The 11,084-nt window shown below is 67.7% G+C and carries 9 protein-coding genes; all 9 read right to left on the bottom strand.

Annotated features, from left to right (window positions below; all coding sequences use genetic code 11):
• Positions 1-214: 214 nt before the first annotated feature.
• Complete coding sequence (locus tag ACFWNN_RS45470) at positions 215-844, bottom strand: GntR family transcriptional regulator (RefSeq protein WP_382446197.1); 630 nt, start codon at positions 842-844, stop codon at positions 215-217.
• Positions 845-885: 41 nt separating this feature from the next.
• Positions 886-2,232: an ABC transporter substrate-binding protein gene (locus ACFWNN_RS45465; RefSeq protein ID WP_382446196.1), complete on the bottom strand. Its 1,347-nt coding sequence runs from the start codon at positions 2,230-2,232 to the stop codon at positions 886-888.
• A complete protein-coding gene (locus ACFWNN_RS45460; protein WP_382446195.1) occupies positions 2,229-3,134 on the bottom strand; it encodes an acetylxylan esterase in 906 nt (301 codons plus the stop codon). The genes ACFWNN_RS45465 and ACFWNN_RS45460 overlap by 4 nt, the downstream gene beginning before the upstream one ends.
• Positions 3,128-5,284, bottom strand: a complete 2,157-nt coding sequence (locus ACFWNN_RS45455) for a glycoside hydrolase N-terminal domain-containing protein (protein WP_382446194.1) — start codon at positions 5,282-5,284, stop codon at positions 3,128-3,130. The genes ACFWNN_RS45460 and ACFWNN_RS45455 overlap by 7 nt, the downstream gene beginning before the upstream one ends.
• On the bottom strand, positions 5,281-6,162 hold the full coding sequence (locus tag ACFWNN_RS45450) for a carbohydrate ABC transporter permease (RefSeq protein WP_382446193.1): 882 nt from the start codon (positions 6,160-6,162) through the stop codon (positions 5,281-5,283). The genes ACFWNN_RS45455 and ACFWNN_RS45450 overlap by 4 nt, the downstream gene beginning before the upstream one ends.
• A gap of 9 nt (positions 6,163-6,171) precedes the next feature.
• Positions 6,172-7,134 (bottom strand): carbohydrate ABC transporter permease, encoded by a 963-nt coding sequence (locus tag ACFWNN_RS45445; RefSeq protein WP_382446192.1) that lies wholly within the window; start codon positions 7,132-7,134, stop codon positions 6,172-6,174.
• A gap of 14 nt (positions 7,135-7,148) precedes the next feature.
• The gene (locus ACFWNN_RS45440) at positions 7,149-9,104 is read right to left on the bottom strand and encodes a fibronectin type III domain-containing protein (RefSeq protein ID WP_382446191.1); all 1,956 of its coding nucleotides are present in this window, start codon (positions 9,102-9,104) and stop codon (positions 7,149-7,151) included.
• A gap of 30 nt (positions 9,105-9,134) precedes the next feature.
• Positions 9,135-10,223 carry a mandelate racemase/muconate lactonizing enzyme family protein gene (locus tag ACFWNN_RS45435; protein WP_382446190.1) on the bottom strand — a complete coding sequence of 363 codons (1,089 nt, stop codon included), beginning with the start codon at positions 10,221-10,223 and terminating at the stop codon, positions 9,135-9,137.
• A gap of 254 nt (positions 10,224-10,477) precedes the next feature.
• Positions 10,478-10,933, bottom strand: coding sequence for an SRPBCC family protein (locus tag ACFWNN_RS45430; protein ID WP_382446189.1), 456 nt, complete (start codon positions 10,931-10,933; stop codon positions 10,478-10,480).
• Between the last annotated feature and the right edge of the window lie 151 nt (positions 10,934-11,084).

Below are 11,084 nucleotides of genomic sequence, written 5' to 3'. Positions count from 1 at the left end.
GCGAGGCGCTCATCGGCCGGAAAAGGCCGGGCTGAAAAGCGCCCGGCCGAGCTCTCGAAGCTAGCACCTCGCACCCAAAGTCAAGCCCCAATCTCCAGCGTGCGTGGCTGAGTTGGGAGAGCACGTCACCACACCGCTTTACCGATCTGCGGAGCTCATACGGGCTCGCCTTCGGCTTCGCGTTGGTGCGGGGCTCGCCTTCGGCTTCGCGGTGTTACATGCGGTCCAGCAGTCTTGCCCGGGCGATCTCCAGGTGGGCGGTCATCGCTTCGCTTGCTGCCTCGGGGTCCCTGGTGACCAGGGCGTCCACGATCGCTCGGTGTTCGGTGATCGTCTGCACGCCGAAGGGCTGCTGGAAGTTGAGGCGGAACAGGTGCAGGTGGCAGTGGGTCTTCGCGAAGGACTGGAGGACTGCCTCGTTGCCCGCGATCCGCAGGATCAGTTCGTGCAGCCGTTGGTCGTGGGCGGTGAGGTTCTTGTAGTCGTCGTAGGCGTTGTCGGCTGGGGCCGCCGGGCAGGTCGCCAGTTCCTCCTCGATGAGGCGGACGAACTCCGGGGTCATGTTGGTGGCCGCCAGGGCTGCTGATGGGGGTTCTAGTAGTAGGCGCAGGGCGTAGAGGTCGGCCACCTGTTTGCGGTTCAGCAGGTCCGTCACGCTGTAGCCGCGCAACGGGAGCCTGCTGACCAGTTCTTCGGATTCGAGGCGTGCCAGTGCTTCTCGGACCGGCGTTGGGGAGACGTCCAGTTGGCGGGCCAGCTCGTCTATGTTCACCCTGGCGCCCGGGGTCATGCCGTCGCTCATGATCAGGGCGCGGATCTGCTCGTAGACGTCATCCGCTAGCACGCGCCTGGTCGGTATCCGCAACACCACTCCTGAGCTCCCGTCTAGTTCTTGGCCAGTATCTCCTGCGAGACGCGTTCCATCTCGGCGAACACGTCGTCGGAGCGCTGGCCTGCGAAGTACGCCTCGAAGAGGGGTTGTTCGCCTGACTGGATCGCGCTGCCGTTGGCGTAGGCGGTGGACGGGTAGAGGACGTCGTCCTTGACGTACTGGTTGAAGACGGTCAGGTCGACGCCCTGGGACTTCATCGAGGTCACGGTGTTGTCCATGGCGGCGGGGATGGACGGGAAGAAGGTGCCGGTGGCGCCCGCCTTGGTCTGGCACTCCTCGCTGCCCATGAAGCTGACCCACTTCCAGGTCAGGTCCGGGTTCTTGGTGCCCGCCCAGATGTTGTTGCCGTTCGAGTTGGAGAGGACGGAACGCTTGCCGTCCGGGCCGAGAACGGTCGGGGCGATGCCGACCTTGACGCCCGGGATCTTGCCGAACGAAGGAGCGGACCAGGAGCCGCCCATGGTCATGGCCACCTTGCCGGAGCCGATCAGGTCCACGTCGGAGATGGTGGACTGGTTGCCGGTGGTGAAGGTGCCGAGCTTCGGGGAGAAGCCCCGGTCGGTGAGGGAGAGGACCCACTTCATCGTCTTGGTGAAGCGGGGGTCGGTGTAGTTGAACTTCGTCGGCCACTGGTCCTTGTCGCCCAGGCGCCAGCCGAGCGTGTTCACGAACGGGGCCCAGGACGTTTCGCCGATGAAGCTCCGGCCCGCCATGGCGCCGATGCCGTAGGTGGCGATCTGGGTCTTGTCGAAGCCCGGTTCGTCGCCGTGCTTGCCGTTCTTGTCGATCGTTAGGCGGGCCACGACCTTGTCGAACGTGCCGCCGTCGTCCGGGTTCCAGGTCAGCTTCTGGACGTCGGCCTCAGGGACGCCGGCCTTGGTGAGCATGTCGGCGTTGTAGTAGAGGGCGGAGGCGGCCCAGTCCAGAGGAAGGGCGTACTGCTTGCCGTCGGTGAACTTCCAGGTGTCGACGCCGACGGAGAACTTCTTCAGGTCCACTGAGGACTTGGTGATGAGGTCGTCCAACGGCATCAGCTGGTGCTGCGAGGCGTAGGCCTGGAGGAACTGGACGGAGTTCTGGAACGCGTCCGGGGCCGTGCCGGCGACGAAGCCCGCGGTGAGCTTGGTGAAGTAGTCGTCGACGTTGTAGCGGGTGATCTTGACGTCCGTGCCGGGGTTGGCGGACTCGAACGCCTTCTCGCACTCGCCGTAGGCGACGGCCTGCTTGTCGTCCCACGTCCACCAGTTCACGGTGTTGCTGCCGGAGCCCGAGTCGGAACTCCCGCAGCCCGCGACCACCAGGGCTGTTGCTGCTGCGAGGGCAGCGGCGGCGATTTTCATGGCTTCTCCAAGAGACGGGATCGGAAGGCGTCGAGTGCGATGTCGAGGTCGTCGGAGCCGCCCGCCTCGTGGGCGCTGTGCTCCCAGACTGCTATCTCCTTGGGTCCGGCGTAGGCGTGGTAGGCGCCGAACACGGTGGACGGCGGCACGATGTCGTCCATCAGGCCGACCGAGAACCACGCGGGGGCCGTGGCTCTGGCGGCGAACCCCAGACCGTCGAAATAGGACAGTGCGGGGAAGACGTCGGAACGCCGGTTCTCGGCGAGGTAGGTGGTCAGCTCGGTGAAGGGCGGTTTGCCGCACACGTTCAGGGCGCGCCGGATGTCGCACAGGAACGGGGCCTGCGCGTGCACGGCGGCCAAGTCGGGGACGAGGCCTGCTGCGGCCAGTGCGATTCCGCCGCCCTGGCTGTTGCCGAGCACGGCCACGCTCGTGGAACCCAGTACGCGCACGGCGTCGATCGCGCGGACGGCGTCGGTGAAGACGCGGCGGTAGAAGTAGGTGGAACGGTCGGTGATGCCTCGGGTCAGGAAGCCCGTGCCGCCGCGTTGGTCGCGCACCTGGACCTGGAGGTGGGCGAAGCCGGCGCTCGCCCAGGTCAGGTTCTCGACCGCGCTGCCCCGGTTGCCGCCGTAGCCGTGGTACTGGACCACGGCGGGGAAGCCGGTGGCGCCCTTCGGCGTGCGCAGCCAGGCGCGGACGCGGTCGCCGCCGAAGCCCGCGAACGACACGTCGTAGACGTCGACGGTGCGCAGCGGGGTGTCCACCGGCACCGCTTCGACCGCCAGGTCGAGAGAACGCGCCTCGGCGAGCGTGGAGTCCCAGAACTCGTCGAAGTCGTCGGGACGGACGTAGCCGCTGCGGTACTCCCACAGCGCGTCCAGGGTCAGGTCGGTCAGCAAGGAATCCTCCCGCGCACTTCCACGACATCGCTCACGACGACCTCGGTGATCTCGCCGCCGATGCTCACCGGCACGAACGCCGCGGCATCACCGGATATCCGGCGCAGCCGCACCGTCACGTCGCCGTCGTCCCAGGTCACGTCAATCGCCAGCCCGCCGCGGCACCGCAGGCCGCGCGCCGAACCGCTCGCCCAGCCGGACGGCAGCGCGGGCAGCACGTCGATCACGCCGGTGTGGCTCTGCACCACGACCTCGGCCAGCGCGGCGGTGAAGCCGTAGTTGCCGTCGATCTGGAACGGCGGGTGCGTGCTGAACAGGTTCGGCAGCAGGCCGCCCCACTCGGAGCCGTCGACCGGGGCGTCGCGGTGCCGGTCGCCGGTGAACGGCTGCGAGGCCTCCAGCAGCAACGACCGCACGGTGTCTCCGTCGCCGAGACGGGCCCGCAGCGCCATCTTCCAGGCCCACGACCAGCCCATCGCGCCGTTGCCGCGCCGTTCCAGGACCTCGAAGGCCGCGTCGCCCAGCGGAGTTCCGGCGACGATCTGCCCGAGCGGGTACACGGACACCATGTGCGACATGTGCCGGTGCGTGGAGTCCTCTTCGACGTGGTCGGAAGCCCACTCCCCCAGCCGTCCGTCGAACACCGGAACGGGCCGCAGGCGTGGGAGTGCGGCCGAGATCTCCGCGAGCACCGGGTCGGCGCGGCCCGAGGCGAGAGCCAGCGCCAGCGTCCGTTCGAACACGGCCCGGATCAGCACCACGTCCATCGTCACGGACCACGTGAGTGCCTGCGGCTTGCCGTCAGCGTCGAGGAACCAGTTCTCCGGCGACGTCGACGGGCACGTGTCGAGGTAGCCGTCGGGGCCCTCGACGAGCCAGTCGAGGCAGAACTCGGCACAGCCGCGCAGCAGTGGCCACGCGCGCTCCAAAGTGGACCAGGTGCGGGCGAAGTCGTGATGGTCCCAGGCGTGCTGGACCAGCCACGCACCGCCCATCTGCCAGATCGCCCACGACGGTGCGCCGTGACCCATGCCGACCGGCAGCGCCCAGCCCCACGCGTCGGTGTTGTGGTGCGCCACCCAGCCCCGCGCCCCGTACAGCTCGCGGGCGACGTCCGCGCCGGTCACCGCGAGCTTCTCCAGCAGCTCCAGCAACGGGTCGTGGCACTCGGCGAGGCCGGTGACCTCCGCCGCCCAGTAGTTCATCTGGGTGTTGATGTTGATCGTGTAGTTGGACGACCAGGCGGGCCGCAGGTCGGCGTTCCACAGCCCCTGCAGGTTCGCGGGCGGTGCGCCCGGCCGGGACGACGAGACCAGCAGGTACCGGCCGTACTCGAAGAGCACGGAGGCGATGAGCTGCTCGTCCTTGCCGCTCAGCAGCTCCGGCACGTCCACGACCTCGGGCACGTCGCCGAACCGCACCTCGCAGGCGTCCATCAACGTCATGTGGTTGCCGTGCCGCTGCCCCTGCCACGTCTCCGCCGTGGTCGAGCTCGTGAGGGTGAGCAGCCAGCGTTCGCCCTCGGTGATCTTGACGGAGATCGTGCCGCGTTCGCCGTCGCTGTAGACGGGCGCGTCGACCTGCGGTTCGTGCCGGGGAGCCGAGTCGACGGGGATCTCGACCACCAGGTTCAGGCCGTCGCGACCGATCTCCCGCAACGGTGTCGTGACGTCCACTTCGGACGGCACCGCACCGGTGATCTCCACGCACAACGAGGTTTCCGACGCCCACACCCGGCGCGTGACCTCGGCGCCGTCGATGGTCAGCCGTTCGGTGACCACGCCGGTCGCGAGGTCGAGGGTGCGGCCGTGCGACTCGCCTTCGGGCAGCGTGATCCACAGGTCCACGTACGGCAGGAACGTCTGGCTGTACGGGCCCTCGAACGACATCAGCAACGACGTCGCCCGCTCCAGGTCACCGCCGAAGATCGCCTCCCGCACCTGCGCCAGCCGTTCCGGACCGGCCCCGGCGGCCAGCACATCGGCCAACGCCCTGGCAGGCCCGTCCGCAGTCCCCGACCACGCGGTCGCGTCGTTGACCTGCACGCGGGACCGGCCGGCCCCGCCGAACACCATCGCGCCGAGACGGCCGTTGCCCACGGGCAGCGCCTCGGTCCACTCTCCTGCCGCAGCCGGCCAGTGCAGTCTCACTTGATCCCCGTGAAGCCGATGGAGTTGACCAGCCGCCGCCCGAACACCACGAACAGCAGCAACATCGGCAGCGCCGCGACCAGCGTCGCCGCCATCAGGCCCGCCCAGTCCAGCGACGCCTGCGGTGAGGACTGCTTGAACACCGCGAGCGCGAGGGTGAGCGGGCGGACCGACTCGTCGTTCGTGACGAGCAACGGCCAGAAGTAGTCGTTCCAGGTGGTGATGAACTGCAACAACGTCAGGGTCGCCATCGGCGCGATGCTCATCGGCAGCACGATCCGGAAGCACACGCGCAACGGCCCGGCGCCGTCGATGATCGCGGCCTCCTCGACCTCGTGCGAAAGGCCGAGCATGAACTGCCGCAGGAAGAAGATGTTGAACGCGGAGAACAGCGCGGCCGGCAGGATCATGCCGCCGAACGTGTTGAGCAGCCCCAAGTCCTTCATCAGCACGAAGTTCGGCAGCAGCGTGAACACCGACGGCACCATCAACGCGGTGAGCAGCAGCCCGAAGACGAAGTCCCGGCCCTTCCACCGCAGCCGGGCGAACGCGTAGGCGGCCAGCGCCGACAGCCCGACCGTGAGAATTGTCAGAATCCCGGCGTACACAACGGAGTTCCACAGCGCGAGCGCCAGGTCGATCGACGCGCCCGAGCCGCCTTCCGCGGCCGCTTCAGCCGGGGAAGCCAGACCCAGTGCGCGCTTGAACGGGCCCCACGTGAAGTGCACCGGCAGCAACGACGACGGGTCGGTGGACATCGCGAAGTTGTTGGACAACGCGGTGCGCAGCATCCAGTAGAACGGGAAGATCGTGATCAGCAGCACGACGACCAGGTAGCCCCAGGCGACGCCCCTGCCGAGTTTCATCGAGAGGTTCACCGAGCCTCCTCAGTTGGTGTCGGACTCGCCGGCGCGAGCCATCCGCATCTGCGTGAACGTGACCGCGACGAGCAGCAGGAACAACGCGAGCGACATCGTTGCGGCGTAACCGAAGTCGAACTGGCCGAAGGCCTTGTCGTAGATGTACATCTGGAGCACCAGCGACGCGTCCGCCGGACCGCCCTTGGTGCTGACCTGGACGATGTCGAAGACCTGGGTCGAGCTGATCACGTTGAGGATCACGACCATCACCAGGATGGGCCGCAGCAACGGCAGCGTGAGCGAGCGGAACAGCTGCCACTCCGACGCGCCGTCGATCCGCCCGGCCTCGTAGATCGACGCGGGGATGGTCTGCAGGCCCGCGAAGATGAGCACCGCGTTGTAGCCCATGGTCTTCCACACGTTGAGCGCGGCCAGCGTGGGCACCGCCCAGTCGTCCGACGCGAAGAACATGATCGGCTCGCCGGTGACCCAGGTGATCAGCTGGTTCACGATGCCGAGCTGCGGGTCGAGCATCCACGTCCACACCAGCGCCGTGACGACGCCGGAGATGAGGAACGGCAGGATCATCAGCCCGCGGACCGTCGTGTTGACCCCCAGTCGGTGCAACACGACGGCGGTGAGCAGCGAGACCCCGATGCCCAGCACCACCGACAGCACCACGAAGTAGACCGTGACGCCCAGCGAGTGCCAGAACCTGCTGTCGTTGATCAGCTCGGTGATGTTGTCGAGACCCGTCCACACCGGAGGGCTGAGGATGTGGAACTCGGTGAAGCTGAGGTAGACGCCCCGCAGCATCGGGTAGGCGAAGAACACGCCGAACCCGGCGAGCGCGGGGGCGACGAGGAGCCACGCGACCCACGTGTCGTGGCGGCGCGAGGCGGGACCTCGGCGTTTGCGGGTGGGAGGAGACGCCGTGGTGGCGGGGCCACGCACGACCTGGGCGCTGGAGTCCTGCACGGTTGTCACCACGACGCCTCCTGGTCTCAGATGCGGATGCTGTCGACGTCGAACACGGAGTCGTCCGGGTTGCCGATCCGGATGGTGTTGTTGCCCTTCAACAGGTAGACGGGCATGGTGACCTTCTGCGGCGTGTTCCAGTCGTCGTCGTTGGAACCGGCGACCGGCAGCTTGAAGCTGGTGCCGTTGACGGTGATCACGCCGGTCCGGCTCGCGTCGGCGGAGATGTAGGCGAGCTCGACCAGGTACGTGCCCTCACGGGGCGCCACGACCGTCGGCATGGTGATGTTGCCGCTGCCGCCGATGTACCCGACCTTGCTGCCGCCCGAGCACGCGCAGCCGTAGACGGTCGCGCCGCCGCCCGGGCTGCCCTTCTCCGCCTCGTACGTCACGCTTTCCTGCGGCGTCACGAAGTTCACGGGCTTGGAGCGCGCGCCGTTCTGCACGACGGTGAACTCGTAGGCCGTGGCCGGGGTGAGGCCGTTGACCGTCGCCTTGGTGTCGGTGGTGGTGGCGACCTTCTTGTTGCCGGCGTAGACGTCGTAACGGACGCCCGTCTTGCCGTACCACTGCAGGGAGACGCTGGTCGGCGTGGCCGCGGTGCCCTGCACGACGCCGGGCGCGACCGAGGAGCGCGGGGTGATCGTGAACAGCTTCGAGCCGTGCACCGGGAGCTCTTCAGTGATGGCGCCGGACTTCTGGCCGACGTCCTTCTTGGCCCACACGTCGCGGACCTTGGCGTTGCCGCTGATGCCGAGCCTGGCGAAGTCGGCGGTCACGGACGCCGGGCGCGAGCCCAGGTTGAACAGCGCCACGGTGTAGCTGCCGTCGCGGTTGCGGGCGTACCAGACCTGCTGGTCGGAGAACTGGTCGACCGGACGGGCCGGGACGCCGGCCTGGTTGATCTTGATGACCTCGTCGTTGGTCAACAGCTTGTACCCGTAGTCGTCGATCTTGGTCAGGTCGTCGCCGATGTAGAGCGGCGAGGACGAGATCGACCACAACGTCATGTAGCTCTGGCGTTCCGCCTCGGTCAGGCCGTCCATCTGGCCGTTGCCGACGGCGACGCTGTCGAGGTTGTTCCAGTGGCCGGGGCCCGCGTCGTCGATCCACTGCACGACGTCGTTCCAGCGCTGCTTCACCGAGGCGTTCCAGGTGACGAGCGTGTCGCAGTAGCACTCGACGTCGGTGTCGACGCGCCAGCCGTTGGTGTTGGCCTTCCACACGTCGGCCTGACGGTGGCTGAGCGCCCACGAGATGAGGAACTCGATCGGCCGCCCGGTGCTCTTGAGCGCGGAGTTCCACGCCTTGACGTCGCTGGTGTTGTCGTAGCGCTCACCGCCGCGGAAGCTGCCGGGGCCCACGCCGTCGAGCTTGAGGAAGTCGACGCCCCAGCCCGCGAGCGTCTGCGCGATGGAGTCGATGTACTTCTGCGAGCACGGGTTCGCGAAGTCCATCTTGTAGGCGGAGTCCCACCCGTTGGTCTTGCGCAGGTCGGGGTAGACGACGTCCTTGGTGGTGCAGCCGGGCGCGTTGAAGATCGGCGTCTTGCCGTCGTTGTACGCCTTGGGGTCCAGACCGACCGCGAGGTACGAGCCGAACTTCAGGCCCTTGCCGTGGACGTAGTCGCCGAGCCACTTGAAGCCACGCGGGAACTTCTTCGCGTCCACCACCGGCCTGCCGTACTCGTCGAACGAGCCGAGCCAGCCCGCGTCGACGTTCACGTGGTCGTAGCCGGCCTTCTTGAACCTCGCGGCCAGCACGTCGGCCTGCGCCAGCACGTTCTTCTCGTTCAGCCAGCTCGCCGGGCCGTCCGGGTTGACGCCGGGGTAGTTGGTCGCCTGCAACGTCCAGCTGCTCCAGCCCATGTAGGGCTTCTCGGCCTTCGCGGCGGTCTGTTGTGCCGCGGGTGCTTGGGCTTGGGCCGCCGGCACCGCGATCAACGACGCGAGCAGGCCGGCAACGACACCTAACGCTCTCAAGACCACTCCTTTGTGATTTCTCGTGGTGTTTCAGGCGACCCGCAGGTCATCCATCGCGTCGCGGTCCCAGTCGATGCCGAGACCCGGTGAGTCAGGGGCGAGCGCGTGTCCGTTGTGGATGGTCATCTCGCTCTTGGTGATCCCGCGCAGCTGCGGGATGTGCTCGACGAACTTCCCGTTGGGCAACGCCGCCGCGAGGCTGACGTGCAGCTCCATCAGGAAGTGCGGGCAGACGTCCGCGTTGAACGCCTCGGCGACGTGCGCGACCTTCAGGAACGGCGTGATGCCACCGATCCGGGCCGCGTCGACCTGGATCACCGAGGCCGCGCCCCGTTCGAGGTACTCGCGGAACTGCGCCACCGAGTACAGCGACTCCCCCACCGCGATGGGGATCGGCGTGGTCCTGGCGAGCCTCTCGTGCCCGCTCACGTCGTCCGCCGGCAACGGCTCTTCCAGCCAAGTGAGGTTGACGTTCCTGAACGCGTCGGCCCGCCGGATGGCCTCCGCGCTCGTCATCGACTGGTTGGCGTCCACCATGATCGCGAACCGCTCGCCGACCGCCGCCCGCACGGCTTCGAGGCGTTCGACGTCCTCGGTCAGGTCCGGCTTGCCGACCTTCATCTTGATGCCCTGCCAGCCCTGCGCGGCCGTCTCCTTGGCGCCCGCGACGAGCTCCTCGGTGGACAGGTGCAGCCACCCGCCCTCGGTGTCGTACAGCGGCACCTCCTGCCGGAACCCGCCGGCCATGCGCCACAACGGTTCCTGGGCCCGCAGGCACCGCAGGTCCCACAGCGCCGTGTCCACGGCCGCGAGGGCGAGCGAGGTGATCGCACCGACCGTCGTCGACCGCGTGGACGCGAACAGGTCGTGCCAGACGTGCTCGATCCGCCGCGCGTCGACACCCACGAGGCGCGGCAGCAGGTGATCCTTCAGGAGGGCGAGGACCGAGCTGCCGCCCGTGCCGATCGTGTACGCGTACCCGAGGCCGGTGAGGCCGTCATCCGTCGTGACCTCGACGAACACGGTCTCCTGCTTGATGAACTGCTGGACCGCGTCGGTGCGCACCGTCTCGACCGGGACGTCGACCTGGAACGCCTGAGCACGCACGACCTTCGCCACGCCAACTCCTCGGATCTCTGATCCTATAGGATATTTGACGGGGATTGAACAAGGGCGTTACGAGCGTGTCAACGGTCGTTTGGCCACCGTCCCACGCTGATGAGAGCGTTTTCAATGACTCACCGCGACCGGATCTCGTTCCGGTCCTCCGATGTCTGCAGCTCAACGCCCTGATCAGTGCTGTTGAGGCATGTTGGAGTGTGAGTGAATATGTGAGTGTTTCTGTCCGGTCTTCGTGGAGCGGACAGGAACGATCAAGCCGACTCGGCCGCGAGCTTCAGCCGTCGCAGGGTCGCCTCGATGTTGCGCTGGTTCGTCACGGCGCGGTCCCGCACCCCGGTGGCCAGCTGCGTGATCGGCACGTACCAGCCGGGCCGGCGGTCCCACGTCGACTCGGTGACGCGGCACCCCTCGGGCGTCTCCTCGATGTCGTACTGCCAGCGCGACACCGCGAGCCCCAGCGACTTCACCTCGAACGCGAACCGCGTGTCCGAGCAGTCGGTGACGGTGGACGTGGTCGGCCACATCCGCCAGCCGCGCTTGTTGATGCCGCGGAACCGGGCCCCGACACGCGGACCGGCCGAGTTCAGCCACTTTCCGCCGGAGTACTCCTCGGCGCACTGACCGAGCCCGCGCAGCGAGCTGACCAGCTCGAACACCCGCCGTGGCGGGGCGGCGACATCGATGTGCGCGGAGGCGTCCGGCGTCATGGAGCCGAACTTACTACCGGTAGGTAACTGACCGCTAGTGGCGTGGCTCGGAACGTTGCCGGGGGAATTCGCGGTCAGACGGGTGCATCGCGGTGCCGCCCCCACGCCCTCGTACTGGTTGTACGGGGGCGTGGGGGCGGTGCCGCGAGGC

Source organism: Lentzea sp. NPDC058450, assembly GCF_042721395.1.
In the GTDB taxonomy this organism is placed as follows: domain Bacteria; phylum Actinomycetota; class Actinomycetes; order Mycobacteriales; family Pseudonocardiaceae; genus Lentzea.
The sequence above is the reverse complement of the archived record's forward strand: the minus strand, read 5'-3'. Positions and strand labels throughout refer to the sequence as shown.

What these genes read in the sequence shown, in the direction of transcription:
- ACFWNN_RS45465 (WP_382446196.1), bottom strand. Translation starts at nt 2,232, where the DNA reads ATGAAAATCGCCGCCGCTGCCCTCGCAGCAGCAACAGCCCTGGTGGTC.
- ACFWNN_RS45430 (WP_382446189.1), bottom strand. Translation starts at nt 10,933, where the DNA reads ATGACGCCGGACGCCTCCGCGCACATCGATGTCGCCGCCCCGCCACGG.